Origin of the sequence: Algibacter sp. R77976, from assembly GCF_044594645.1 — a bacterium.
Taxonomy (GTDB): Bacteria; Bacteroidota; Bacteroidia; order Flavobacteriales; family Flavobacteriaceae; genus Algibacter_B.
The window spans coordinates 3,530,124-3,557,055 of the sequence record NZ_CP138989.1 but is presented as its reverse complement, the minus strand read 5'-3'; the positions used below and the strand labels follow the sequence as shown (position 1 = coordinate 3,557,055).

Here is a 26,932-nt window from a genome sequence, read left to right as displayed (position 1 = left end):
TATTAAGCTGTAATTTGTTGATATCTTCTTTATAAATTACGATATATAGATTTTAATTGTAAGTATTTTATTAAATGATTAATTTAAATTTGTTCTAGCTTTTAATAAACACTTATTATGAAAAAAACAACTTTACTATTTGCCTTTTTAACGTTCTCATTTTTTGTTAAAGCGCAATCTTATATCGGGTTTTTATCAGATAATTACAGCGGTGTTCACGGTGTAATTTCAAACCCTGCTAATATTACCGACTCCCGTTTTAAAACAGATATAAATCTTGGAGGTGCTAGTTTGTTTGGGAGCAACGACTATTTTGGTATCAACATTTTAGATGCAACAAAAGATGGTTATAGTTTCGATATAGAATCCAAAAAACATCCAAAAGACAATAATTATGCAGCCACAAATACAGATGTACTTGGGCCATCATTTATGTTTAATCTTTCCAAAAATAGTTCTATCGCTATTTTTTCTAGAGCTAGAGCTTTTGTAAATGCTAATGGCGTTAGTGGCGCATCTATTGAATCTTTAGATGATGATACAACAGATAATTATAGCTTTAATGAAGAAGACATGCACGTTTTAGGACATTCATGGGCAGAGTTTGGTGTAACTTATGCACGAACGCTTTTAAATAAAAACAAACACTTTATAAAAGGAGGTGTTTCGTTAAAATATTTACAAGGGCTTGGTAGTGTTTTTGGCTTAGGCAGAGACGTTTCTATAGAATATGATGCCGATGGAACAGATCTTGGTGGCGGTGAAACCACAGGAAGTATAAATTCTACAGGGCACTTAACTTTTGCGCGTTATGCAGATTTTGATAATGATGATTACGATTATAAAACCCCAGATAATGCAACTGGTTTTGGGGTAGATTTAGGCTTTGTTTATGAGTTGAGACCAAAACATGCAAATTATAAACCTAACGATTCTACTAGCTATAGTTTTAAAGATAAAAATAAATACAAATTAAAAATAGGGGTATCTGTAACAGATATTGGTTTTATTGAATATAAGGACGGGATAAAAGAAGCTTATGATATTTTTAATACCAATGTAAACGAAAATCAATTTGAAGCAGCAGAAGATTTTAGTGAAGCTTTAAATACATTTTATACGCTTACTAATGCTGCAACTGGATATAAAATAGATTTACCAACAGCATTACATGTTAATGTAGATTGGAGTTTAAACGAAAAATTTTATTTAAACTTGAATACCGATTTTTCTTTAATGTCTAAAGACAGAATAACCGCAAATCGCGTTTCAAATATGGTCTCGTTTACGCCGCGTTACGAGAGTAAATGGTTCAGCTTTTATATGCCCTTAAGCGTTGTAGAGAATAACGGTTTTAGAATGGGAGCAGGCTTAAGAGCAGGGCCGTTATATGTGGGTTCAGGCTCTGTAATTTCTGCATTTTCAAGCAATAATAGTAGACAGGCAGATGCTTATGCAGGTTTAAAAATTCCTATTTACCAAAATGCGCCAAAAGATAGAGATGGAGATGGCATTATTGATAAACTAGACGATTGTCCTAAAGTGGCTGGTCCAGCAATAAATAATGGTTGCCCGGTTGAAGATAAAGATGAAGATGGCATTTTAGATGATGTTGATGAGTGTCCAGAAATAGCAGGTCCAGAAGAAAATAAAGGTTGTCCTTGGGGCGATAAAGATCAAGATGATATTAAGGATAATGAAGATGATTGTCCTGAAGAAGCTGGTCCAATAGAAAATAAAGGCTGCCCCTGGCCAGATAAAGATGGAGATGGTGTTTTAGATAAAGACGATGATTGTATTAATCAAATTGGTTCGGTTGCAAATAATGGATGTCCGGAAGCGGTTATTCAAAAACTTCAAAAAGATCTAAATAATTATGCTAAAATAATTTTGTTTAACCCTGGAAAAGCGACTATTAAAGCTGAATCTAATAAAGTGCTGTCTGATATTATTGCAATTTTAAACAAGTACCCTAATGCCAAATTTATTATTGAAGGGCATACGGACAGTATTGGTAGTTATGAGTCTAATTTAATATTATCTGAAAAACGAGCTTTTGCCGTTAAAAGATTTTTAATTGAAAATTTTGTTGACTCATCAAGGTTAACAGCCATAGGATTTGGAGAAACAAAGCCAGTTGCAACAAATATGTACAAAGCTGGTAGAGCGCAAAATAGAAGGGTGGAAATTAATTTAGTGAAATAGAAAAAAAATATAAACTTAGTAGTGTTTTAAGCCTCAATATACTTTTATGTTGAGGTTTGCTTTTTCTAAATTCGTATTTTAAAATGTTCTTTTACTTGTTCGCTTCTAAAGAAAACAAAGCCCCAGAAAAAAGTATCTATTGTAACCGTTACTTTAGGGTGCGATTTAATAATTTCCCAAGCTTCAGTCATGCCTTTAGACCAATAAATATCGTCAAAAATAAAAACGGAATCATTATTTGCAGTTTGTAGGAGTGTTTCGAAATACTCAAGTGTAGCGGCTTTTTGGTGGTTACCATCAAAGAAAACGAGATCGAATTGGTTTGTGCATAGTTTTTCAATGGCATTATTAAAATCATCTGTAATTAAAGAGATGTTTTTTGTGAGATTATTTTTTAATTGTGTTTTTGTGAAATTTGAAGTTTCTGTACAACCTTCAATAGAAGTGATTTTTGCTTCTGGGTTTCCTAAACTCAAAGCCTGTGTTGCTATACCTAAAGATGTGCCAAGTTCTAAAACGTTTTTGGATTTAAAATAGTGCATCACTCTATAAAGTAGTTTAGCGCGTTTATTGGTTGTACCCGCATTTTTTGCAATTTTAGAAACCAATCGCTCTTGTTGCTTCATGACTTGAGAGCCCGCACCTAAATCGGTTACTTTAATTTTAGTGTCGTTTTTTAGAATTGATTTCCTGTAGTTTGAAATGATTCTGTAATCTTCATGATGGGTTTTATCATAAAAACATTTAGTCACCAAATTATAAACAAAAGGTGAGTGGACACCGTGTTGATTGGTGGACTTAAACAAGAATTTTATATACTGAAAAGCTTGATAAAACATAAATTACTCTTCTAGTTTAGAAGATAATTCAAACCAACGTTCCTCTTTAGTTTCAATGGTATCTATGATTTTTTGTAAATCATCAGATAATTTGTTGATCTCATCTTGAGTTAAATCAGGATTGTTGAACTTGCTTTCTAATTCTTTTTTATCAAATGCTAACGAATTTAGCTTGCTTTCAATGTTTCTTAATTCTTTTTCTTCATTAAAAGAAAGTTTAGAAGCTTCGTTTTGTTTCCAAGATTGTTTGTCTTTTTTGTCTTCTGCTGTAGTTGTATTCGATATTACAGGCTGACTATCTTCGTAAACCCTATAATCTGTGTAATTTCCAGGAAAATCTTCAATTACACCTTCACCTCTAAAAACGAAAAGGTGATCAATTACTTTATCCATGAAATAGCGGTCGTGAGATACTACAATAACACAGCCTGGAAAATCTAATAGAAAACTTTCTAGAACATTAAGGGTTACAATGTCTAAGTCGTTAGTTGGCTCATCAAGAATTAAAAAATTTGGATTCTGAATTAAAACGGTACATAAATATAAGCGTTTACGTTCGCCACCACTTAGTTTTTCAACAAAATCATATTGTTTTTTTCTGCTAAAAAGAAAACGTTCCAATAATTGCTGGGCACTAATTTGTTTGCCTTTTTTTAATGGAATATAATCGCCAAACTCTCTAATTACATCTATAACTTTTTGTTCTGGTTTTATGGTAATACCATTTTGAGTGTAATACCCAAATTTTACAGTATCTCCTTTTATAACTTTTCCCGAATCTGGCTGGGCAGTTTGGGTTAAAATATTTAAAAAGGTAGTTTTGCCAGTTCCGTTTTTACCAATAATACCAACACGTTCTCCTTTTTTAAAAGTATACTCAAAGGCATCAAGTATAGTTTTGTCTTTAAAAGCTTTAGACACTTTATGGAATTCTAAAATTTTACTTCCTAAACGTTCCATGTTTAATTCTAACTGTACTTCATGGTCGTTTCTTCGTTGGTGTGCGCGGTGTTTAATGTCGGCAAAATCGTCAATTCTAGATTTAGACTTTGTTGTTCTTGCTTTTGGCTGGCGACGCATCCAAGTTAATTCCTTTTTGAATAGCTGTTTGGCTTTTCCGGTTTCTACAGCCTCACGCTCAATTCTAGCGTCTCGTTTTTCGAGATAATACGAGTAGTTTCCTTTGTAACTATAAAGTGTTCCTTCATCCAATTCTATAATCTCATTACACACACGCTCTAAGAAATAACGGTCGTGAGTTACCATAAAAAGGGTGATGTTTTCTTTAGCAAAAAAGGCTTCTAACCATTCAATCATTTCTAAATCTAAATGGTTTGTTGGCTCGTCTAGAATTAGTAAATCGGGTTTGTTAATTAAGGCATTAGCTAGTGCTAAACGTTTTTTTTGTCCACCAGAAAGCACACTTACTTTTTGATTTAAATCTTCAAGTTTTAATTTAAAAAGTATTTGTTTGTATAGCGTTTCGAAATCCCATGCTTGATGGCGTTCCATGGCGTCAAAAGCAGATTGGTAAGTGTCAGTATCTTCTGGATTTAATAGTGCTTTTTCGTAATTCGAAATAATTTTTAAAATAGGGCTGTCACTAGCAAAAATTGTTTCTTCAACGGTTAAAGATTTATCGAATTTTGGGTCTTGAGATAAGAAGGATACTTTTATATCTTTCCTGTAAATTACTTCACCAGAATCTGCAGCATCATCACCAGATAAAATATTTAAAATAGAGGTTTTTCCTGTTCCGTTTTTAGCTACAAAAGCTATCTTCTGGTCTTTGTGTACACTAAAAGAAATGTCTTTGAATAGTGTTAGTTCCCCGTAGGATTTAGATATGTTTTCAACTGTTAAATAATTCAAGAGTATATGTTTTTTGCAAATAACGGACAAAAAACCAAAAATATCGTTATAAGTTTTATACTTCAATGCGAAAACTTATATTTGTGATAAATCAATTTGCCTTAATATGAAGAGTTATTTCCTAGTTGCTTTTATATTTGTTAGTGTGTTTTTTACTTCGTGTATAACGAATAAAGATGTTGTTTATTTACAAGATAAGGGTGATGTGGATTCTAGCGAATTAGTTCTTACAGAATTACCTAAACCATATAAAGTTCAAGTTAATGATATTTTAAGTATTAATGTAAAGGCTTTAGATCCAGAACTTGTTGGAATATTTAACCCGGTTGGTGATGATAGTGCTTCAGAACAAAGTCAAGCTGCTTTGTATTTTAATGGTTTTACCATAGATATGCATGGTAATATAGAGTTTCCAATTTTAGGAGAAATTAATGTTTTAGGCTTTACCATTGATGAGATTGAAGATAAGGTTAAAAGTGAACTATTAAAACAATATTTTAAAGAAGATGCCGAATTGTTTGTAACAGTAAATTTAGCAGGGTTAAGATATACTGTAACAGGTGAAGGAGCGGGCGGTGTTTATACTTTATTTCAAGATCGTGTTAATATTATTGAAGCACTAGCAAACGCGGGAGATTTGTCTGATACAGCAGATAGGAAGGATATTTTGATAGTTAGGCAATATCCTGGAGGACAGAAAATTCATCATATTGATTTAACAGATATTAAGGCTATGCAATCTCCATATTATTATATACAACCAAATGATATTATTTTAATTAAGCCGTTAAAAAGAAAATCCTTAGGTGCGGGTCAAACAGCAATGCAAAATATAACTACTATTGCTTCAATTTTATCAGTACTTGTCTCTACGTATTTCTTAACCAAAAATCTATAAATTTTATTAGACTAAACTATGGAAGAGGAATTCGAAATTGCAGAGTCACATTCCCAAGCTTCATTTGACGTTAAAGCATTTTTAATAAGGGTTTTAAGTTACTGGAAACTCTTTTTGTTATTTATTGGTGTTGGTGTTTTTATTGTATATCAACAAAATATAAGAAAACAACAATCTTATAGATTAGGGACACAGATTTCGATAGAAGAAGAATCTAATCCATTATTTACGTCTACCACAAGTTTAACCTTTAATTGGGGCGGAGTTTCAGGTAAAGTACAAACTATAATAACTTCTTTAAGGTCTCGATCCATTCATGAGAAAGTGGTAGATAACCTTCAGTTCTATATTACATATTTAAAACAATCTAGATTTAGGAAAGATGATATTTATAGAGCTTCACCTGTAAGGATTAATTTAATACAAAATACAAATCAAGTATTAAACCACCCGATTAAAATTACAATTCTTGAAAACAATAAATTTCAATTATCCGTAAATTTTGAATCAAATTTAGCCAAAACGCAGAATTATGATACTAAAAAAAGGGCTAATCTCGATGTTTCTATAGGAGAGTATAGTAAGCAATTCACTTTAGGGGATAGCATAAGTCTGCCATTTATTAATGGTGTTATTTATGTTGAAGAAGATCGCAAACCTAATGTTAATGATGAATTTTTTATAAAATTTTCTGATTTTGATGCTGTTGTTGCTAAATATAGAAATAAATTAGTAATCGATAACCCTAGAAATTCCCCTACACTTAATTTAAGTATAGTAGATGTAAATAAGGGGAAAATTGTGGATTATTTAAATGAAACTGTTTCTGTTTTAAGTGAAGACCAATTAAATAGAAAAAATCAATTTGTTACTAACACTATAGAATTTATTGATAACCAGTTGGATCGAGTGAAATCTCAATTAACTTTAAATGCAGACTCTTTAAATAATTACAAGCAGAAGAATAGAATATTTGATTTAACTAATGAAAGTACGACCATAAACGCTAAATTATCTACTTTAGAATCAAGTAAAGATGACATAAATAGAAAATTAGCTTATTATAATAGCTTAGAGACCTATTTAAAAACAAGTAACACATTTACAGATGTTCCTGCGCCTTCAATCTCAGGAATTGATGAGGGAAATATAATTTCTAACATTTCTAAAATAAATGCACTTTCAGTTCAAAAGTCTAAGTATGGGGCAACCGTTCGAAAAGATGCAACCATTTTTTCAGATATTAATCGAGAAATAGAAGGACTAAAATTAGTGCTGTTAGAAAATATTAATTCGGCTAATACCGAAATAAGAAGGGAGTTGCAAATTATTAATAATAAAATAGCTATAGAGGACGGGAAGATTAGAAAATTACCTAAGGCTCAACAAAAGTTATTTGATATTCAAAGGCAATATACTTTAAGTGAAAAAACTTATAATACTTTTTTAGCTAAACGTGGAGAAGCAGATATTATTAAGTCGGCTAGTGTTTCAGATATAGTAATTATAGACCCTGCGAAAGATACTGGAGCAACTCCAATAGACTTAAAGTTAAGTTCTAGATATTTATTTGCTATAATTGGAGGTATTCTTCCTCCTTTTATGTTAGCATTTTTACTTACGTTTTTAGATAATAAATTGCATAACCCACAAGTATTAGAAAAGCTATCTAGTATTCCTTTATTAGGGGTGGTAGGTAAAAATAATTTAGACAATAATATGGTGGTTCATTTAAAACCAAAATCGACTATAGCCGAAGGTTTTCGGTCTATTAGGTCTAGTCTACAATATTTTTATAAAAAGAATAATCTTGAAGGCTCCAAAACGGTTATGGTAACATCATCGGTTAGTGGCGAGGGTAAAACGTTTTGTTCTATTAACATAGCGACTGTATTAGCCATGAGCGGTAAAAAGGCTGTTTTAGTAGGGTTGGATTTAAGAAAACCTAAAATTTTCGGTGATTTTGAAATAGAAAATGATGTGGGCGTGGTTAATTATTTAATAAGGCAAAAGGAAATTAATGACGTTATCCAGAAAACAAAAGTGACTAATTTAGATGTTATTACATCAGGTCCTATTCCTCCAAACCCATCAGAGTTATTGATGAGTGATAAAATGGATGAAATGATGCATTATTTAAAACAAAATTACGATTATATTATTTTAGATACACCTCCCATAGGCCTTGTTGCTGATGCACTAGAACTAACTGAATATGCCGATGCCACAATATACGTTGTACGACAAGATTACACTAAAAAAGGCATGCTTAACTTAATTAATACTAAATATAGCAAAGGAGAAATTGAGAACTTAAGTTTTGTTTATAATGGGTATAATCAAAAAGGTAAATACGGTTACGGTTATGGTTATGGTTACGGTTATGGTTACGGTTATGGTAGTTATGGAAATGGCTATAATGATGACGACGATTCTAGTAATAAAACAATTTTAAATAAAATTAAAACGTTTTTTAAATAGTTAGTTAAAAATTTAAAGTGTTAAATTAAAAAGATATTATATTGAATACTAAAAATAATGATTGGCTTTATACTATTTCTCCAAAGCAAAAATTAATTCATTTAAATTTTAGTGAAATTTGGAGATATAAGGATCTTTTATTTTTGTTTGTTAAGAGAGATGTAATTACTCAGTATAAACAGACTATTTTAGGTCCATTGTGGTACTTTATTCAACCTCTGTTTACTGGAATTATATTTACCCTTATTTTTAATAATTTGGCAGCAATTCCTACAGGTAATGGTATACCGCCTTTTTTGTTTAATCTAGCAGGAATTACGTCTTGGAATTATTTTAGTACATGCCTTACAGGAACTAGTAACACTTTTACGGCTAACCAAGGTATTTTTGGTAAAGTGTATTTCCCAAGAGTTATTACGCCGCTTTCTGTGGTGTTTTCTAACCTTTTAAAGTTTGGAATTCAACTATTAGTTTTTATTTGTTTCTATTTATATTTTGTGTTTTTTACAACAAAAGCAGCTAATGCCATTCCTCAATTTGCAATTGTATTTTTACCAGTATTAATATTGTTTATGGGCTTGTTTGGATTGGGAATAGGTATGATAATTTCTTCCATGACTACAAAATATAGAGACCTTACATTTTTAGTAGGTTTTGGTGTTCAATTATTAATGTATGGTTCTGCTGTAATGTATCCCTTATCTTATTTTAAAGAAAAAGTTCCGGAATACTCATGGTTAGTAGAATATAATCCAATGACAATAATAATTGAGTTGTTCAGGCATATGACTTTAGGTGTTGGTGATTTCTCTATATTTAAAATTCTGTATGTTGGTGTAGCAGTAATTTTAATCTTTTCTTTAGGGTTAATAATTTTTAATAAAACGGAAAAAACCTTTATAGATACCGTTTAGTATGAAAAAGAAAGATATTATCTTAAAAGTAGAAAATATTTCTAAACAATACCGTTTAGGGCTTGTTGGTACCGGAACCATTAGCCATGATTTAAATAGGTGGTGGTCAAAAATAAGGGGTAAAGAAGACCCTTATCTAAGAGTAGGAGAAGCAAATGATCGTACTTTCACAGGAAACTCCGAATATGTTTGGGCACTAAAAGACATTGATTTTGAAGTGGAACGCGGTGAAGTTTTAGGAATTATTGGTAAAAATGGAGCAGGTAAATCTACGTTATTAAAAATACTTTCTAAAGTTACAGGGCCAACCACAGGAAATATAAAGACTAAAGGGCGTATTGCCTCATTGTTAGAGGTAGGAACTGGATTTCATGGTGAAATGACAGGTCGTGAAAATATTTATTTAAATGGTGCTATTTTAGGTATGACTAAAAAGGAAATAGCCTCCAAAATAGATGAAATTATTGATTTTTCTGGATGCGAACGTTATATCGATACACCAGTAAAACGTTATAGTTCTGGTATGACAGTAAGGTTGGCCTTTGCTGTAGCGGCCTTTTTAGAACCAGAAATTTTAGTTATTGATGAGGTGTTGGCTGTTGGAGATGCTGAATTTCAAAAGAAAGCTATTGGTAAAATGCAAGATATTTCTAGAGGAGAGGGGCGTACCGTTTTATTTGTTAGTCATAATATGGCGGCAGTTAAAAATTTATGTACACGTGCTATTGTTTTAGAAAAAGGAAGTTCTACTTTTGAAGGTGATGTGGATGATTGTATAGAGTATTACATATCTAACAATGCAAATAAAAAAACAACCCTATCTTACTTTGCAGAAGAAGATGAATGTATTTTACAGAAAATTGAAATTGAAAATAAATTAATAGCTTCTGGAAAAGACTTGAAATTTAGTTTTAAATTAAATTTAGAAGCGATTAAATCAACAAATATCCATCTTGGTATTTATAATTTTAATGACGAAAAAATATTACATCTCTCTTCAGAGTATTTTAATAAAGGATATATAAACGCTACTAGTGAAATTTTAAATTGCGAAATAGAAAAAAACCCACTTACTCAAGGTTTATATTACGTAAATGTTGGAGTGGTAAGTGATAAAGTGGAGGTTGAGCGATTAAAAAAATGTTTGGTATTTGAAGTTTTGAATAGCGATTTTTTTAATAGCGGAATCATTTTAAAACCATCAGCTTTAAAAGCTAAAGCATTAGCGCAATACAATTGGTACTAGATTATGACTAAAATAGCCCATTTTGGAACCTTTGATGTTGATAATTATGGAGATTTGCTTTTCCCTCATATTGCAGAATTCAGGTTGCCAAACCAGGAATGGGAACATATTTCGCCTACAGATAACCTAACTATTTTTAAGGATAGTAAACCAATTATTTCGTTTAAAAATGCTCAAAAAAATAAGTTTAAGGCGGTTATAATTGGTGGAGGAAATATTCTACACCTGTTACCTAACAATATTACAGTTTATAATAATATCGTAGGATTTTCGTATGCTAATTTATGGATTGGTGCAGCCAAAATAGCTATAGAACAGAAAATTCCATATCTTTTTAATGCTCCAGGAATATCGAGAAATTTTAAAGGATATTTACAAAATAAGGTTGCAACCAAAACCTTCAGTAATTCTAATTATGTTGCTTTTAGAGAGAAATTTAGTAAGCAAATAGCAACCAATGCTGCAAACGATAATTTAAATTTTAGAAATAGCATTTCTGTAGTTCCAGATTCGGCATTCGATATTGATAAATTATGGCCATTGGGTTCCAAAAAAAAATCCAATTACATAACTGTAAATTTAAATTCAAGATACCACAGTCCAATAAAAGAAACGGCAAAAAGTTTAGATACTTTAAGTGGTGAGTTAAAAATGCCAATTAAATTAATTATTATTGGCGACTGCCATGGTGATAAAGCCTTTACAAAGATGGTGTCTGAGTTTATGGAAACGAAGCATGACATTGTTGAATCCGACAGTTTAAAAAAAATAGCTCATACTATTGGTAATGGAAATTATTTTTTTGGTTCGTCTATGCATGCATTTATTACCGCTTTGGCTTATGGTGTTTCGGCATTTTTAATACTTAAAAACAAGCCATTGCATAAGTTTAAAGGCCTATTAGAAATAGCGGAACTTAATACAGATGTTGTTTGCGACTCTTTTGAAAATGTTTTAAACTGCATAGAGAAACCAGCGCTTTTATCAGATCAAGTTAAATTAAACATTAATACTGCTCTAAATAAACACTGGGAGCAAATTAATAAAGTAATACAAAACAATGAAAATCCAGGGTTTAGCCTTTATATTCTTTATTTTGAAAAGTTATTAAGTTTAAATTATAAATTTAATAGAATATTAAACAAGTTTAAATAAGAAAAAATGACTACTTATATAATCATTGTTAGTTATAACGGAATGAAATGGCTAGAAAAATGCCTAAATAGCTGTGGAGATTATAATGTTATAGTTGTTGATAATGCTTCTACAGATAATTCTGTTTCTTTTATAAAAAAGCAATACTCTCAGATTACATTATTAGAGCAAAAAGCAAATTTAGGTTTTGGTCAAGCTAATAACTTAGGAATAACTTATGCCTTAAATAAAGGTGCCGATTATGTTTTTTTATTAAACCAAGATGCTTATTTAAAATCAAATACAATATCCGAGTTAATTAAGGTTCATAAAAACAATTCTGAATATGCGATTTTAAGTCCTATTCAATTAAATGGTGAAGGCAATAAATTAGACAGAAATTTTTCTAAATATTTAAAATACGATTATAATAACTTTTTTCATTTTGATGCAATTACAAAAAACTTATCTGAAATTTACCTAGTGCCTTTTGTTAACGCTGCTAGTTGGTTAATTCCTAAGAATACATTATTAAAAGTTGGCGGTTTTGATCCCCTTTTTTTTCATTACGGTGAAGATGATAATTATTGCCAAAGGTTAAGATATCATAAACTAAAAGTTGGCATTGTTCCTCATACTTTTGTAATGCATGACCGCGAATTTGAACAAAAAGGTATTGATACTAAAACTTCAAAATACAAGGAATGGATGTATAAGTTAAATTGGGCAAATGTAAATTTAAACAATCATTCAGAAGCGATAAAGCAACGTATTAAAGAACTAAAAAATTCAAGAATCAACTATTTACTAAAGTTTAATTTAGGAGGTGTTAAACAATGTAATACAGAGATGCAATTAATAAAAAGTATTTCTAAAAGAATAAATAAAAGTAGAAATACAAACAAAACCTTAGGTAAACATTATATTTAAAATGGAAAGCCCACTTGTATCCATTATTATACCAACATATAATAGAGCTCATTTAATTGGTGAAACACTAAACTCAATATTAGAGCAAACTTACACCAATTGGGAGTGCATTGTTGTAAATGACCATAGTACAGACCAAACTGAATCTATTGTAAATAGTTTTACAAAAAAAGATAATAGGTTTGTATATTATAAGCTGCCAGAAGGCTTTTTAAAAGGAGGTAATGGAGCTAGGAATTACGGTTTTAAATTAAGTAAAGGAGAATATATAAATTGGATTGACGATGATGATGTTTTGCTTAAAGATTTTTTATTAACTAAGGTAAAAGCATTTAAAACTAATATAAATTTTATAATAGGATCACACTATATAACTGATACAGATTTAAATATTTTAAAAACTGAAAGTTTAATTGAAGAAACATACTTGTTCAAAGATTATTTATTGTGGAAATTAAAGTTTATTACAAATTCTGTGCTCTTTAAAAGAGATTTTTTAAATGATAAAAAGTTATTTAATGAAAAACTAACTAGAGGGCAAGAAACAGAATTTTTTACACGAATTTTTTTTAAAATACCTAAAACCTCATACATTATAATAGATAAACCATTATTTTTATATAGGCAACATATTAAAAGTAAAAGTAGTTTAAACTCAAATTATATTAAGAGTTATAAAGAATCTACGAGTTACACCTCAATAGAGATTTTAAAAAAAAGTGTAGAATTAAATGATTTGGAGTTAAGTAAATCGTATTATTATTCTTTAATAGACGATTTTTTTAGAAGTTTAGAGCATAATCATATTACTAATTCTAAATATATTTTAAAAAATTTGATAGCTATTTTCCAATTTAAAAATAAAAATCTAGCGGCAGAATTTAGGTTATTTGGTAATCTATTTATAATATTTTCGCGAGGGATATATAAAATAGAAAAACGTTGGAAATCGAAACATATCAAAATATAACAAATATGAAGAGCGACGTTACAGTTATAATTCCTTGCTTTAATGATGGTGCGTTTATTTTAGAAGCAGTCAACTCTATATTAGATCAAACCTTAAAAGCTGAAAAAATTATCATTATTGATGATGGTTCGGGAATTGAAACCATAAACGTTTTAAAAGGTATTAAAAATGAACGTATTCAAGTTATATTTCAAGAAAATAAAGGCGTTTGTAAAACAAGAAATACAGCTATAAGCTTAGCAAAAACAAAATATATATTAAACCTTGATGCCGATGATTATTTTGAAAATACATTTATTGAAAAAGCAGTTAAAATATTAAACGGTAATTTAAATATTGGTGTTGTTGGTTGTTATTATAAGACATTTGGCAATAAAAGCTCTGGAAATATTATTAAGCCCACAGGAGGAGAAGTGAAAAATTTTCTATTTAAAAACAATGGGTTGGCTTCATGTTTATTTAGAAAAATATGTTGGGAACAAGCATCTGGATTTGATGAAGCCATGGTTAATGGTTATGAGGATTGGGAGTTTTGGATTTCTGTTTTAAAGAACAATTGGAAAATGCATATTATTGCAGAACCACTTTTTAATTATAGAATAAAAGAAACATCGAGAGATGCTGCGGCCTTTGCTAATCATGATTTAGAACTTAAAACATATATTTTTAATAAGCATAAGCAAATTTATATTGATAATTTTGAGTCTTATATTATGCAATCATTATATGCAACGCACCAATTAAAGAAAAACAATTTCAAAATAAAAGAGACTAAAGAGTTTAAAATAGGTCAAATTATTTTAGCACCTTTTAAATTTTTTAAAAATAAATTCGCAAGCTTAATTAAGTAGTATAAATTTTAATGAATACCAATTCGATTTCTATAATAATACCGTGTTATAACCAAGCTCAGTTTTTGGAGGAAACATTATTATCCGTTTATAATCAAAGCTTACAAAAGGGGTGGGAGTGTATTATTGTAAATGATGGTAGCTCTGATAATACTGAAAAAATAGCCTTAAAATGGGTTGAAAAAGACAAACGTTTCAATTATTTTTTTAAAGAAAATGGCGGTTTATCTAGCGCTAGAAATTTTGGAATAACAAAAGCACAACACAATATAATTTTACCATTAGATTCTGATGATGTTATTGATAAGGATTTAATTAGCCAGGTGCTAACTGCATTTAATAACACCAATGCAGATGTAGTGCATTACAAGATTTTCTTTTTTGGAGAAAAAGAGGGCGCTTATTCATTGCCAAACTATAGTTATAAAACCTTATTATTACAAAACACTTTTATTGCATGTACGCCATTTAAAAAAGAAAATTATTTAAAAATTGGAGGTTACGATGAGCAGCTAAAGTCTTTTGAGGATTGGGATTTATGGATTAGAATGTTAAATGAAAACTCCAAAGTAGTTAAGATAAATAAACCACTTTATTTTTATAGAAAACATAAAATGGGTAGTCTTTCAAATAGTTTTTCAGAATCGCCAAAGCTGTATTTTGAATTATACGATTACATTTATTCAAAAAATAAAGCTATTTATAATACACATTTTAAAAACCCTATTTTAGCATATCAAGAAAATGAGGCGTTATTGCGTTTTAACAATAAGATTAAGAATAATTTTATTTTTAAAACTTATGTTTTTATAAAAAACATTTTTACAAATTAAAAAAAATCTGTTATGATTTCTGTTGTTATAAGAACTAAAAACCAATCAAAAGCATTAGAGTTTTTGTTGACAAATTTAAAAAATCGATACAGTAATGATATAGATGAGGTTATTGTAGTAGATAATCTTTCTGAAGATAACTCTAAAGATATAGCAAATAAGTATAATGCTAGATTTGAAACTATAACAAAATTTAGTTATGGTGGAAGTGCTAATTTTTGCGCAGAAAAAGCAAATAACGATATTATAGTTATTTTTAGCGCACATTCATATCCCGTAAGTCCAGATTTTTTTTCAACCATTAAAAATCAATTCGAACAAAATAAAAATTTAGCAGGAGTAAGGTGTTTACATTCTAGTAACGATTATGAAAATTATATAAAAAATATACCAGCAACTCAGGACCCAAACAAATCGGGATTAATTTTTTCTGGATCAGCATTCAGAAAATCCACTTGGAAAAAAATTAAATTTAACGAAAATGTTCCAACTTTTGAAGATAAAGATTGGACAAAACGTGTTTTAAAAGCAGGCTACGATATAGAGTTTGCTCCAGTAGTTTTTAACTATAGCATTAACCGGAATGATAAACAAAAATTTTTTAGATTTAAAAACGACCTAATAGGTAATTATCAAATTTGGCATACAGAACCAAAATTTAAAAGTGTGGTAAAAGGTACTTTTTTTTCAATAATCCAGGCTTTTAAAGTATTATTTGTGTCCATTTATTACGCATTTAAAAGACTCTTTACTACATTAAATTTTAAACTTAATAAACCTAAAAAGTTTAACTATTAAATTCTTATTATGCGTAAAGGAGCTAACACATCAAAAGAAGAATTAATAGAAGACTCAAGCATTAATCATAGAGTCATAATTCCTTTATATATACCAGTAGAAGAAGGCTATTACAAGGACGCTTTTTCTATTTTTACAATGTGCTTAAACTCGATTCAAAACACATCAATTTACAACTTAAAAATCACGGTTGTAAGCGATGGTTGTTGTGATAGTGTAAATTCTAGGTTGTATGAGCTTTTTCAGAAAAATGCTATCAACGAACTTATAATTGAAAAAGATAATATTGGAAAAATAAATGCTATTTTAAAAGGCCTGCGTACTGTAAATGAGCAATTCGTAACTATAACCGATGCCGATATTTTATTTTTAAAAGAGTGGGACAACCAAGTGTTTAAAGTGTTTTCAGTATTCGAAAAAGCTGCCGTTGTATCACCTATTCCAGTATTTAGAAAGCAACTAAGTTATACAGCTAATATTTGGTTGGATTATTTGTTTTCCAAAGATTTAAAATTTAGAGAGGTTAAGAATCCAAAAGCTTTAGAAATATTTGCAAAAAGTTTAGGTTGGCCTTATCTTGAAGATAAATATAAAGATCTTATCTTGACTTTAAAAAAGAATAATTTTATTGCAGTGGTGAGTGCTGCACATTGTGTAGCAACTTATAAAACAAAATACTTAAAGAATATACCAAAAGAGAATTCGATATATAAATTAGGAGGACATAGCGAAGGCGACTATCTAGATAGTCCTCCATACCAGTTAGACGGTTACAGATTATCTACTTATAATAATTATGCTTATCATTTAGGGAATGAAAAGGAAGACTGGGCGACTTCTGTTTATAACGCTCAAGTTAAAGTAATTGATAAAAAGGATTTGCAAGCTTTCGAAATTTTGGAGCCAGAATTCAAGCCAATTAAATTATTTTTAACAAAAGTTTTTTTAGGATTATTAAAATACAGAAAGACTTATGACTTATTGCTGCTTAAAAAAGGATTGCCTAAGCAGAAGTTGATGAATTTTAGATAAAATTTATTTGATTAAAATCTTATAAATTCAAAATAAATAAAACATAAATTTGAAATTATATTCCAATTGATATATTGATTACTTTAACCTTAACATACAGAAATAGAGACTTAAACATCGTAGAGAAATGTTTAGACTCTTTAAATAAACAAACTTCGAAAGATTTTAAAGTCATTTTGGTTGATTATGGTAGTCACGATAATTTTTCTAAAACTTTAAAAAGCTGTGTAAAAAAATATAGTTTTATTCAACTTGTTTATTGTCCTGTTGAAGGTCAATTATGGAATAAAAGTAGAGCCATAAATATAGCTTTACAACAATGTGATACACCTTATTTTTTAGTAGGAGATATCGATTTAATTTTTCATTCAGATTTTATAGAAACAGCAAATAACTTGGCTTCGGAAGATGTGTATTATTTTAAATATAGTTTTTTGTCACAAAACGAATCATTAAAAAACAAAAAATTTATTAATTACAAGATTGATTTTGAGGGTAATAACGAAGTTACTGGTACAACATTATTTTCAACGGCTAAGTTAAAGTCGGTAAACGGTTATGACGAGTTTTACCATGGTTGGGGCGCAGAGGATACAGATATTCATATTAGATTAAAAAAACTCGGCTTAAAAGTACATTATTATACAGAAAATATTTTATTAAAACATCAATGGCATCCTAAAGCCTATAGAAACAAAAATAGTTCTAGTCCGTTTCATTCCAATTTAGAGCGTATAAATCACAGTTATATGTACTTAACTAAAAATAACAAAATAGTAAGTGCAAATACAAACGAAAGTTGGGGGAGTTTACCTAAAGAGGAAGATTATTTAAAATTATTAAGAGTCCCAGATTTTGTTATTAAAATTAAACCCATAGATAGCGATTTTTCAGCATTACTAGCACATTTAAAAAATTGTAATGGTAAAGTTGTAGATATAAAAATCAATAAGGTAGGTTTTAAAGATAAAAATACTCAAAGCTTAAAAAAAGTATTAAAAAAGAAATTTTATAATTACTTAGATCTGGAAACAGTTAACAATTTACTGTTAGAAGAAATTATTAAAAATTATAGAAGTAAGCCATATAAATACAAGTTTGATAGAGTAAAAGGAAGTATAAACCTAATTATATATTTTAACTAATGAAAATATTATTAGTTTCAATGCCTTCTTTACATTTTTTTCGGTGGACAGAACAATTGGAGAACTCTGGTCATGATGTTTATTGGTTCGATATTGTAGACGGTAATCCTACAAATAGATTACCTTGGGTGAGCAAAATAAATGGATGGCGTATTAAATATTCAAAGTTAAAAGGACGCTACTTTATTAAAAACCGTTTACCATACCTTTATGCGTTATTAGAACCTTTAATTGAGCGAAATGTAGCTAATCAATTTGAAAAAAGCTTGATAAGAATACAGCCAGATATAGTACACAGTTTTGCAATGCAAATTTCTTGTGTTCCTATAATTGACGTTATGCAGAAATACCCCAAACAAAAATGGGTGTATTCTTCTTGGGGAAGTGATTTATATAACTTAAAATCGGTTAACCTTTCTATTCCTCAAGTAAAGCGAGCTCTAGGCAGAATTAATTATTTAATAACAGACTGTTTAAGGGATTATGATTTAGCAAAAAAATATAATTTTACAGGTGTTTATTTAGGAAGTATTCCAGGAGGAGGAGGTTATGATTATACAAAAACAAACAGCTATATCATAACTCCAAATTTAAAAAGAAACATCATTTTAATAAAAGGATATCAAGGAGATTTAGGACGGTGTAACCAAGTTCTGCTAGCATTAAGTGCAATGAGAGATGAATTGTTAGACTATCAAATTATTGTGTTTTCGGCAGATAAAGACGTTCTAAGGTTTATTGAAAAGTTGAAACTTGATAAAAAATTAAATATTTCAGTATTAAAAAAAGAAACCTTTTTACCTCATATTGAAATATTAAAACTAATGGGGAAATCTCTTATTTACATAGGTAATAGTATTTCTGATGGAATGCCAAATACATTATTAGAAGCCATAATTATGGGTGCGTACCCAATACAATCTAATCCTGGAGGAGCCACAGCCGAGGTTGTTACAAATAATGTAAATGGGACTTTAATAGAGGATCCGGAAAATATTCAATATATACAGGAATTAATTTCAAATACAATTTTAAACCATAAATTGATAAAACAAGCATTTGAAATTAATCAGAATGAAATTAAACCAAAATACAGAGTTGAAAAAATAAAAAAACAAGTACTTGAAATTTATTTGAAAGCACATAATGAAACCAATAATTAAATGATAAAGTATTTAAAAAAAGCAATTAGAAAAACCCTCGGTTTTATAGCAAAATATAAGCAAGAGCAGCTCGTTAAACAACGAATGGCCTCGCATAAAGAACTAGTAGATAATAAACAAACAGATTATAATAGGTGGAGAAAAGATAATGAACTTCATGAAAACTGGAATGAAAGGACAACTATAATGGCAAATTATATTTCTCCAAGTTCTAAAATTATTGAATTTGGCGCAGGAAATATGTTTTTAAAAGAATTTTTAGCTCCTAACTTTTATACCCCTACAGATATTGTTAAAAGATTTGACGAAACCGTATTGTGTGATTTAAATAAACCTATAGAAATCAATTTAAAAAAATATGAAACCGCAGTTTTTAGTGGGGTTTTAGAATATGTACATGATATTGACTTTGTTTTTAATCAAATGCATGATAACAAAATAAAACAAGTAGTTGTATCCTACTGTTGTTCCGATATTATTAAAGTTTCGAGAGATAAAAATGGATGGTTAAGTGATTTAAAAAAAGCAGATTTAATTTCTGTTTTTAAGAAGTATAATTTCGCAATTGAGGATTACAGAGAATGGAAAAATCAATCAATTTTTAACTTAAAATTGAAGTGTTAATTTAGATTATATAGTGATGTACCACATTGACTCACAAGAGCAAGCTAAAACTATAATATTAGCAATTGAAAAAGAATTTCCGGTTGATACTTGGAAAGTCAATAACATAGATGTTTGGCCCTATATAAGAATAAAATTATATTTTAACTTATTAAGTACTAGTAATGCTAAAAATGAACAAGCACAAATTAAAGGGTTAAGTGTTATTCGGGTACCAGGTAAACTGAACACATTACTCCAAGTACTAAAGTCTGTGTTTTTGCTTAAAGTATTTTTTTTCAAATTAAAACAGAAAGAGATTTTGTTTTTTGGAGCTCATTTTCATCGCGTATTACAAGATGGTAAATATTTTAATCGTTTTTATGATTCTATAATAGAACATCATGCTTTGCAAAACAATATTTATATTATAGAGTATTTAAAAGTCTATAAAAATACTTTTAATACAAGTGCTGTAGTTGCTCTAAATAAAGTTTTAGGCTACTATAAATTTTCTTTAAAAATCAATCCGTTAAAATCTTTTAAAAAAGATATAAAACTTGATAAATATGATAAGTTTTGTTTCGCATTACAAGACTACCAACTGGATACAAAATTATTGGGACTCTCTAGAGATAATATTTTAAAATGGTCATTGAAAATGAAGTCTTTAGAGCGTTTTTATGCAAAGTTTTATGGAAAAACCAAACCATCTAAAATAGTTTTTTTAGGATATTATGGTTACGACGATCTTTATGCCGCCCTAATTACAGCAAATAAAATGGGTATTCGAACTATCGATTTTCAACATGGTCCGCAAACCAATATACATATGGCGTATTCACATTGGTTAAAAGTGCCTCTTCAAGGATTTAATACCATGCCAACAGAATTTTGGAATTGGGATATTAACTCTAAAAAAAATATTGATAAATGGGCCGGTAAAATAAAGGCTATAAATGTAAGAGTTGTGGGCCAGCCCTATATTGCATATTGTAAAAACAAATTAAAAAAATATAACTTAATCGATAAGGTTATTTTGTATAGTTTGCAAACCTCACCAATCGAATTGATAACCCCAAAAGTTGTTAGATTAATCAAAAATTCAAATTATACGTGGGTTTTAAGATTACATCCTCGAAATAATACGCCTATAAATGACATTGCACACTTTTTACAGACCAACGATATTATAAATAAAACTGTAATTGAAAGCCCAGTTGAAAATTCTTTACCAGAAACGCTTGCAAAATCAATATGCCACATTACTAATTATTCTGGTTGTGCAATAGAATCTAAAATGATGGGTATTCCAACGCTATTAATTCATAAGGTTGGTAAAGAAATGTTTAACGATTATATAGATAATAATTTAGTGTATTACATCAATCAATCAGATGAAAGGTTTATAGAAAAAACAGAAACATTAATTAAAGAAATTGAAGTTCAAAACTTTAATTCGGAGGTTTTAGAAATTTTTAATCCGTTATAAATTTTAGAGTAAAGGGTGCTATTTATCGTAGTTTTTTGTTGTTTCAACCATAAAAAATGTATTTTAGCGATTCAAGAGAAATTATTATTAAATGAAACAAATAGGATTCATTCCATTACGAAAAGGATCAAAAGGTATTCCTAATAAAAATAAACGAAAAATGGTTGGTAGACCATTATTCACTTGGGTATTAGGAGAAGCTATTTTTTCTAACCTAGATGAAGTTGTTGTTTATACTGATGATGCCGATGTAATTGATTTTATTTCTAAAGAGTACCATTGGACAAATAAAGTTACAGCTAAATTACGAAGCGAAGAAAGTGCAAGCGATACGGCATCTACAGAATTTGCAATGTTAGAGTACTGCGAATCTATTAATTATAATTTCGATACGTTTTGTTTATTGCAAGCAACCTCTCCGTTTACTAGAAGAGAAGATATTAATGCATGTTTAGAAAAGCTTCAAGATAACTATGATTCCGCCATAACAGTGGTTAATACGCATCGTTTTTTATGGGGTAAAGATGGTAAGCCTTTAAACTATAACCCTCACGAAAGACCTCGTAGACAAGATTTTGAAGGGCTTTTAATTGAAAACGGAGCTGTTTATACCACGACAAAAGAAAGTTTAAAAAACACTAAAAATAGATTAGGCAATAAAGTAGCTGTTGTGGAAATGCCCGAAGAGTCGTTGCAAGAAATAGATTCTGAAACCGATTGGACAATTGTTGAGCAGTTACTTATTGAACGTCAAAAAAGAGATAAAAAATCAGATAAAATAACACATTTTGTTTTAGATGTTGATGGTGTGTTTACCGACGGAACAATTACATATACCAAAGATGGCGAGCATACCAAAAGTTTCGATATGCGAGATGGAATGGGGCTGGAAATATTAAGGCAATTTAATATAAAGGTTATGATTATGACTTCTGAAAATTCAGCACTTGTAGCAAAACGCATGGAAAAGCTAAAAATAGAACATGTGTTTCTAGGTGTAAAGGATAAATTTACTTTGCTTAATAGTATTATTTTAAAAGAAGGTATTGCACTAAGTAATGTAGCTTACATAGGTGATGATGTTAACGATTTAACCAATATTTGTAGTGTTGGCTGGTCTTTAACACCTAATAATGCAACGGATATTGTAAAAAACAATGCAGATGTTGTGCTTTCAAAAAATTCTGGAGCTGGAGCAATTAGAGAAGCGTGCCAGTTTATAATGAATTATAATAAAAGATTTTAATAACCCCAAAGTTTAATGAATACATATAAAAAACCATATATAATTGCCGAAATTGGTTGCAATCATAAAGGCGAAATGGATATAGCCAAAGAGCTTATTAAAGTTGCTAAAATATTCTGTAATGTTAATGCTGTAAAATTTCAGAAGCGCAATAATAAAGAGCTACTTACCGAAGCACAATACAATCAGCCTCATCCTAATCCAGCAAACTCGTATGGAGATACTTATGGAGCGCATAGAGAGTATTTAGAGTTTGATGTTAAACAACATCAAGAATTAAAATCGTATTGCGAGGAAATTGGAATTACGTATTCTACATCAGTTTGGGATGTAACTTCAGCCAAAGAAATCACATCCTTAAATCCGGATTTCATTAAAATTCCATCGGCATGTAATAATAATGTAGAAATGCTAGAATGGTTATGTGATAATTACAAAGGCGAATTGCATATTTCAACAGGAATGACAACCAAATCTGAAATTGAAGATTTAGTTAATCTTTTTAAATCTAAAAATAGAAATAAAGATTTGGTGCTTTATAATTGTACATCGGGCTATCCAGTTCCTTTTGATGATGTTTGCCTTTTAGATATTAATTTACTTAATGAGTCTTATAGTAAAGACGTAAAGCATATTGGGTTTTCTGGCCATCATTTAGGTATAGCGGTTGATGTTGCCGCCTATACCTTAGGTGCAAATATTATAGAAAGACATTATACTATTGATAGGACGTGGAAAGGTACCGACCATGCGGCGTCTTTAGAACCTATGGGTTTACGTAAATTAACTAGAGATGTAAATGCAGTTTATAAGGCATTGCAGTTTAAAAATCAAGATATTTTACCAATTGAGCAAGTACAGCGCGATAAATTAAAAAACCAAAAAGGATAGCATGTTTTCATCCAATAAAATTAGATTGTTTTGGTGGAATGAAATTAAACTGCAAAGAAAACCTAAAGAGAATTACGGAGACCTTTTAGGTAAATATCTTGTTGGAAAAATATCTAGCAAGAAAGTAATTTGGAGTAAACCGGCTAATTTTAGTATTCAAGATTTTTTCTCACCTATTTATGTTACCATTGGCAGTATTTTAACTCATGTAAATAAAAAATGTATAGTATGGGGTAGTGGTATTATTTCTAAAGAATATGAAATTAAAAACGCCAAATTTTTGGCGGTTAGAGGGCCTCAAACAAGAAAACATTTACAAGAACAAGGTTTTAGTGTTCCAGAAATTTACGGCGACCCGGCACTTTTATTGCCTAATTATTATAATCCTAAAATTGAAAAAGAATATAAAATTGGAGTGATTCCACATTATAGAGACTTTAAAAAGGTTAATGAATTTTACAAAAACGTAGAAGGGGTTTTGCTAATTGATTTAATGACTAATAATGTTGAGAAAACTACAGATTTGTTCTTGAAATGTGAAAAAATAGTGTCCTCATCTTTACATGGCGTTATAGTAGCACATGCCTATGGAATACCAGCAATTTGGCAGAAATTTTCAGATGATGTTTTTGGCGATGATATTAAATATCAAGATTATTTCGAATCTGTTAGTATAAAAACTTATTTACCTGTAATTCTTGATAAGAAAATAAATATGACTGATTTAGAAATGCTTTTTGAAAATAAAGAAGTACTTCCTAAAAAAGAAATAATAGATAAAATATGTACAAAATTAATGGAGGTTTGTCCGTTTAAATCTGGTTTTTAAAATGAAGAAAAAAATATTTGTTTTTTTTCCTGATGGCGTTGGATTAAGAAATTTTGCCTTTACCGATTTTAAAAATATTGGTGAAAACATGGGGTTTGATATTACCTATTGGAACAATACTATATTTTCGTTAAAAGATAATTTAGGTTTTAATGAACTTAAAATAGAAGACCACTCGGCACATCCATTATTACCTATTTACTCTAGAGCAAGAAAGCGTGCAGAATTAAATGTATTTCGCAACAAATTTAATGATACTGTTTACCCTACTTACAAATTCCCTTTCAATTATAATGGGTTAAAAAATATATTTAAAAGCCTATACGCTAAATGGTTAATAGGTATTTATTCTACTGAGAAAGGCGTAGTAAAATTAAGAGCAAAAATAAACACGCTAGAACGATCCACATCAAAATATAAATATTGTAAAGCGCAATTAGAAGCTCATAAACCAGATTTAGTTTTTTGTACTACTCAGCGAGCTACGCAATCAATAAGTGCATTGTTAGCAGCACAAGATTTAGGTATTCCAACAGTAGCTTTTGTATATTCTTGGGATAACGTACCAAAGGCTATGCAAGTGGTAGAAACCGATTATTATTTTGTCTGGAGCGATTTAATGAAGCGTGAAGTATTGAAGTATTACCCTTTTGTAAAGGAGAATCAGGTGTTTGTAACAGGAACACCACAGTTTGAACCACATTACGATACGTCCTTAAAACAGACTAGAGAAGCTTTTTTTGATGAATATAATTTAGATATTGCTAAGCGATATATTTGCTATTCTGGTGACGATGAAACTACTTCGCCTTTAGATCAGTATTATTTAGAAGATTTGGCAAATGCTGTAAGGAGTCTTAATGAAAAAGGAGAAAACTTAGGCATTATATATAGAAAGTGCCCAGTCGATTTTACAACTAGGTATGAAGCCGTAATAGAAGCCAACAAAGATATTATTAAAGTTATAGACCCCATTTGGAAGCAAGTTGGAAGTCAATGGAATCAAGTATTACCAACTCCCGAAGATTTTAAATTACTATATAATGTTTGTGAGCATAGCGAGTTTGTTACCAACGTGTGTTCATCTACTGTTTTCGATTTTGTAGCGCATAATAAACCGTGTATATATTATAATTATGAACAGCCGCAATTAAAAAAAGGAATTCGAGATATTGGTCAGAATTATAAATACGTACATTTTAGAAGCATGCCAAGTCAAGAGGCTGCAGTATTTTGCACAGATAAAAAGGACCTACAAGATTTGGTTAAACAAATTTTAGACAAACAAGTTTCAAATGTAGAGGTATGTAAGGTGTGGTACGAGATTGTTGTTGGTACTAATCCAACTAAGGCATCAGAAACTATTTGGCAAACTATAAATTCTATAATTAAATAAAACTAATGATTAATTTTAGAGCATTTAGAAAGCTATTTGTTGAAGAAAAAATATTTGTGTTTATTATTTTAATAAGCATTATATCTTCTTTAAGAGCCTTATTCATTCCTTTGGTAGCCGACGAAATAACTTATAATAAATTAGCAGAAAATCTTTTGTCTGGTAGATACTATCTTACTAATTACCCATCAACAGTTACACCTATTATTCCATTAGTTTTTGCTTTTTTTAAAATAAAATCAATGCCTGTTTTAGGTTTTATAATGCATAAGTTATTTAACCTAACACTTACTATTTTTACGTTAAGGTATATATATCTTTTTTTTGAAAAACAAAAAGTTGATAAAAGAGTGGTGATTGCAATTTTGGCATTAACCATGGTTAACCCTATTGGGATTGCATATTTTTCTAGTTTGTACCCAGAAGCTATAGTGTTTTTTTGTTTTTGGGGCTTTATATACTATTCTACTTTAAAGTTTAGCAATAAAAATTTATTAAAAATGCTATTGTTTTTTTTAGTTTTAGTTTTAACAAGATATGTCTACGCAGTTCTTGGTTTAGTAGTTTTGTTAATATATTATCAATATTTAAAAGAGGATAGAAAGAAATATTCTGGTAAAATAATTAAATATTCAGTATTAGTTTTTATTCCTTTTTTATTTTGGGCCAAATATATTTATAATATTGAACAAAGTAACTTATCGGAAATAAGTTATTTTAAGAGGTTTAAAGTAGATAACCCTTTATTATATAATATTAAATGCGGATTGGGTATTATTAAGCATCATGAGGTCGATAAAATTAATGGAACACCCGCATTTGCTTCGTTATTTGTACCAATTACAGGTTTTAGAAATATCATTATAAGTTTAGTCATGTTACTTGCATTTATTCTTGGGTATATTCTTAAAGAAAAAACGAGTGGTATTAAAATATTGTTTTTATCAATAATATTGATCATGGTAGGTCTGGTTTTTGCAGGAACTGGCTTTAGTCGTTATTGGTTAGTGTTAATGCCAGGATATTTTTTAGGTTTTTATTTTTTATGGGATAAATTAAAATTGAAAACGATTTGGTTTATTTATATGGCTCAAGCACTAAGTCTAATCTATATGGTAAATGAATTTAGGTTAGATATTATGATTTTAAGTAATCATTTATAAA

General features: G+C 29.5%; 23 protein-coding genes. 21 read left to right on the top strand and 2 right to left on the bottom strand.

Annotated features, from left to right (window positions below):
* Window positions 1-117 precede the first annotated feature (117 nt).
* Window positions 118-2,205, top strand: coding sequence for a DUF5723 family protein (locus SJY43_RS15250; RefSeq protein WP_396601603.1), 2,088 nt, complete (start codon window positions 118-120; stop codon window positions 2,203-2,205).
* A 65-nt stretch (window positions 2,206-2,270) separates the two neighbouring features.
* On the opposite strand, the gene SJY43_RS15245 is transcribed toward SJY43_RS15250, so the two are convergent.
* On the bottom strand, window positions 2,271-3,044 hold the full coding sequence (locus tag SJY43_RS15245; RefSeq protein ID WP_396601602.1) for an O-methyltransferase: 774 nt from the start codon (window positions 3,042-3,044) through the stop codon (window positions 2,271-2,273).
* A 3-nt stretch (window positions 3,045-3,047) separates the two neighbouring features.
* Window positions 3,048-4,916, bottom strand: a complete 1,869-nt coding sequence (locus SJY43_RS15240) for an ABC-F family ATP-binding cassette domain-containing protein (protein WP_396601601.1) — start codon at window positions 4,914-4,916, stop codon at window positions 3,048-3,050.
* A gap of 106 nt (window positions 4,917-5,022) precedes the next feature.
* Between SJY43_RS15240 and SJY43_RS15235 the strand changes: the two genes are divergently transcribed.
* From SJY43_RS15235 to SJY43_RS15140, 20 genes are all read left to right on the top strand, one after another.
* On the top strand, window positions 5,023-5,814 hold the full coding sequence (locus tag SJY43_RS15235; RefSeq protein WP_396601600.1) for a polysaccharide biosynthesis/export family protein: 792 nt from the start codon (window positions 5,023-5,025) through the stop codon (window positions 5,812-5,814).
* A gap of 18 nt (window positions 5,815-5,832) precedes the next feature.
* Window positions 5,833-8,295, top strand: coding sequence for a polysaccharide biosynthesis tyrosine autokinase (locus SJY43_RS15230; protein WP_396601599.1), 2,463 nt, complete (start codon window positions 5,833-5,835; stop codon window positions 8,293-8,295).
* A gap of 41 nt (window positions 8,296-8,336) precedes the next feature.
* Window positions 8,337-9,209 carry an ABC transporter permease gene (locus SJY43_RS15225; RefSeq protein ID WP_396601598.1) on the top strand — a complete coding sequence of 291 codons (873 nt, stop codon included), beginning with the start codon at window positions 8,337-8,339 and terminating at the stop codon, window positions 9,207-9,209.
* 1 nt (window position 9,210) lies between these two features.
* A complete protein-coding gene (locus tag SJY43_RS15220) occupies window positions 9,211-10,455 on the top strand; it encodes a polysaccharide ABC transporter ATP-binding protein (protein ID WP_396601597.1) in 1,245 nt (414 codons plus the stop codon).
* Window positions 10,456-10,458: 3 nt separating this feature from the next.
* Window positions 10,459-11,610: a polysaccharide pyruvyl transferase family protein gene (locus tag SJY43_RS15215; protein WP_396601596.1), complete on the top strand. Its 1,152-nt coding sequence runs from the start codon at window positions 10,459-10,461 to the stop codon at window positions 11,608-11,610.
* 6 nt (window positions 11,611-11,616) lie between these two features.
* Window positions 11,617-12,519, top strand: coding sequence for a glycosyltransferase family 2 protein (locus SJY43_RS15210; RefSeq protein WP_396601595.1), 903 nt, complete (start codon window positions 11,617-11,619; stop codon window positions 12,517-12,519).
* Window position 12,520: 1 nt separating this feature from the next.
* Window positions 12,521-13,489 (top strand): glycosyltransferase family 2 protein, encoded by a 969-nt coding sequence (locus SJY43_RS15205; RefSeq protein ID WP_396601594.1) that lies wholly within the window; start codon window positions 12,521-12,523, stop codon window positions 13,487-13,489.
* Between the two features lie 5 nt (window positions 13,490-13,494).
* On the top strand, window positions 13,495-14,340 hold the full coding sequence (locus SJY43_RS15200) for a glycosyltransferase family 2 protein (RefSeq protein WP_396601593.1): 846 nt from the start codon (window positions 13,495-13,497) through the stop codon (window positions 14,338-14,340).
* An 11-nt stretch (window positions 14,341-14,351) separates the two neighbouring features.
* A complete protein-coding gene (locus SJY43_RS15195; RefSeq protein ID WP_396601592.1) occupies window positions 14,352-15,173 on the top strand; it encodes a glycosyltransferase family 2 protein in 822 nt (273 codons plus the stop codon).
* A gap of 12 nt (window positions 15,174-15,185) precedes the next feature.
* Window positions 15,186-15,971: a glycosyltransferase gene (locus SJY43_RS15190; protein ID WP_396601591.1), complete on the top strand. Its 786-nt coding sequence runs from the start codon at window positions 15,186-15,188 to the stop codon at window positions 15,969-15,971.
* Window positions 15,972-15,980: 9 nt separating this feature from the next.
* Window positions 15,981-17,003: a glycosyltransferase gene (locus SJY43_RS15185; protein ID WP_396601590.1), complete on the top strand. Its 1,023-nt coding sequence runs from the start codon at window positions 15,981-15,983 to the stop codon at window positions 17,001-17,003.
* Window positions 17,004-17,077: 74 nt separating this feature from the next.
* Complete coding sequence (locus SJY43_RS15180) at window positions 17,078-18,148, top strand: glycosyltransferase family 2 protein (RefSeq protein ID WP_396601589.1); 1,071 nt, start codon at window positions 17,078-17,080, stop codon at window positions 18,146-18,148.
* Window positions 18,148-19,311 carry a glycosyltransferase gene (locus SJY43_RS15175; protein ID WP_396601588.1) on the top strand — a complete coding sequence of 388 codons (1,164 nt, stop codon included), beginning with the start codon at window positions 18,148-18,150 and terminating at the stop codon, window positions 19,309-19,311. Before SJY43_RS15180 ends, SJY43_RS15175 begins: the two co-directional genes overlap by 1 nt.
* Window positions 19,312-19,935: a hypothetical protein gene (locus SJY43_RS15170; protein WP_396601587.1), complete on the top strand. Its 624-nt coding sequence runs from the start codon at window positions 19,312-19,314 to the stop codon at window positions 19,933-19,935.
* 16 nt (window positions 19,936-19,951) lie between these two features.
* Window positions 19,952-21,406: a hypothetical protein gene (locus SJY43_RS15165; RefSeq protein WP_396601586.1), complete on the top strand. Its 1,455-nt coding sequence runs from the start codon at window positions 19,952-19,954 to the stop codon at window positions 21,404-21,406.
* 91 nt (window positions 21,407-21,497) lie between these two features.
* Window positions 21,498-22,652: a cytidylyltransferase domain-containing protein gene (locus SJY43_RS15160; protein WP_396601585.1), complete on the top strand. Its 1,155-nt coding sequence runs from the start codon at window positions 21,498-21,500 to the stop codon at window positions 22,650-22,652.
* 15 nt (window positions 22,653-22,667) lie between these two features.
* Entirely contained in the window at window positions 22,668-23,543 is an 876-nt protein-coding gene (locus SJY43_RS15155; protein WP_396601584.1) for an N-acetylneuraminate synthase family protein, read from the top strand.
* A gap of 1 nt (window position 23,544) precedes the next feature.
* Window positions 23,545-24,372 carry a polysaccharide pyruvyl transferase family protein gene (locus tag SJY43_RS15150; protein ID WP_396601583.1) on the top strand — a complete coding sequence of 276 codons (828 nt, stop codon included), beginning with the start codon at window positions 23,545-23,547 and terminating at the stop codon, window positions 24,370-24,372.
* 1 nt (window position 24,373) lies between these two features.
* Entirely contained in the window at window positions 24,374-25,768 is a 1,395-nt protein-coding gene (locus SJY43_RS15145) for a CDP-glycerol glycerophosphotransferase family protein (protein ID WP_396601582.1), read from the top strand.
* Between the two features lie 5 nt (window positions 25,769-25,773).
* Window positions 25,774-26,931 (top strand): hypothetical protein, encoded by a 1,158-nt coding sequence (locus tag SJY43_RS15140; protein WP_396601581.1) that lies wholly within the window; start codon window positions 25,774-25,776, stop codon window positions 26,929-26,931.
* Window position 26,932: the final 1 nt, after the last annotated feature.

Coding starts and splice junctions, on each gene's coding strand:
- SJY43_RS15250 (WP_396601603.1), top strand. CDS start 118: ATGAAAAAAACAACTTTACTATTTGCCTTTTTAACGTTCTCATTTTTT.
- SJY43_RS15245 (WP_396601602.1), bottom strand. CDS start 3,044: ATGTTTTATCAAGCTTTTCAGTATATAAAATTCTTGTTTAAGTCCACC.
- SJY43_RS15235 (WP_396601600.1), top strand. CDS start 5,023: ATGAAGAGTTATTTCCTAGTTGCTTTTATATTTGTTAGTGTGTTTTTT.
- SJY43_RS15230 (WP_396601599.1), top strand. CDS start 5,833: ATGGAAGAGGAATTCGAAATTGCAGAGTCACATTCCCAAGCTTCATTT.
- SJY43_RS15220 (WP_396601597.1), top strand. CDS start 9,211: ATGAAAAAGAAAGATATTATCTTAAAAGTAGAAAATATTTCTAAACAA.
- SJY43_RS15215 (WP_396601596.1), top strand. CDS start 10,459: ATGACTAAAATAGCCCATTTTGGAACCTTTGATGTTGATAATTATGGA.
- SJY43_RS15210 (WP_396601595.1), top strand. CDS start 11,617: ATGACTACTTATATAATCATTGTTAGTTATAACGGAATGAAATGGCTA.
- SJY43_RS15205 (WP_396601594.1), top strand. CDS start 12,521: ATGGAAAGCCCACTTGTATCCATTATTATACCAACATATAATAGAGCT.
- SJY43_RS15200 (WP_396601593.1), top strand. CDS start 13,495: ATGAAGAGCGACGTTACAGTTATAATTCCTTGCTTTAATGATGGTGCG.
- SJY43_RS15195 (WP_396601592.1), top strand. CDS start 14,352: ATGAATACCAATTCGATTTCTATAATAATACCGTGTTATAACCAAGCT.
- SJY43_RS15190 (WP_396601591.1), top strand. CDS start 15,186: ATGATTTCTGTTGTTATAAGAACTAAAAACCAATCAAAAGCATTAGAG.
- SJY43_RS15185 (WP_396601590.1), top strand. CDS start 15,981: ATGCGTAAAGGAGCTAACACATCAAAAGAAGAATTAATAGAAGACTCA.
- SJY43_RS15175 (WP_396601588.1), top strand. CDS start 18,148: ATGAAAATATTATTAGTTTCAATGCCTTCTTTACATTTTTTTCGGTGG.
- SJY43_RS15170 (WP_396601587.1), top strand. CDS start 19,312: ATGATAAAGTATTTAAAAAAAGCAATTAGAAAAACCCTCGGTTTTATA.
- SJY43_RS15165 (WP_396601586.1), top strand. CDS start 19,952: ATGTACCACATTGACTCACAAGAGCAAGCTAAAACTATAATATTAGCA.
- SJY43_RS15160 (WP_396601585.1), top strand. CDS start 21,498: ATGAAACAAATAGGATTCATTCCATTACGAAAAGGATCAAAAGGTATT.
- SJY43_RS15155 (WP_396601584.1), top strand. CDS start 22,668: ATGAATACATATAAAAAACCATATATAATTGCCGAAATTGGTTGCAAT.
- SJY43_RS15150 (WP_396601583.1), top strand. CDS start 23,545: ATGTTTTCATCCAATAAAATTAGATTGTTTTGGTGGAATGAAATTAAA.
- SJY43_RS15145 (WP_396601582.1), top strand. CDS start 24,374: ATGAAGAAAAAAATATTTGTTTTTTTTCCTGATGGCGTTGGATTAAGA.
- SJY43_RS15140 (WP_396601581.1), top strand. CDS start 25,774: ATGATTAATTTTAGAGCATTTAGAAAGCTATTTGTTGAAGAAAAAATA.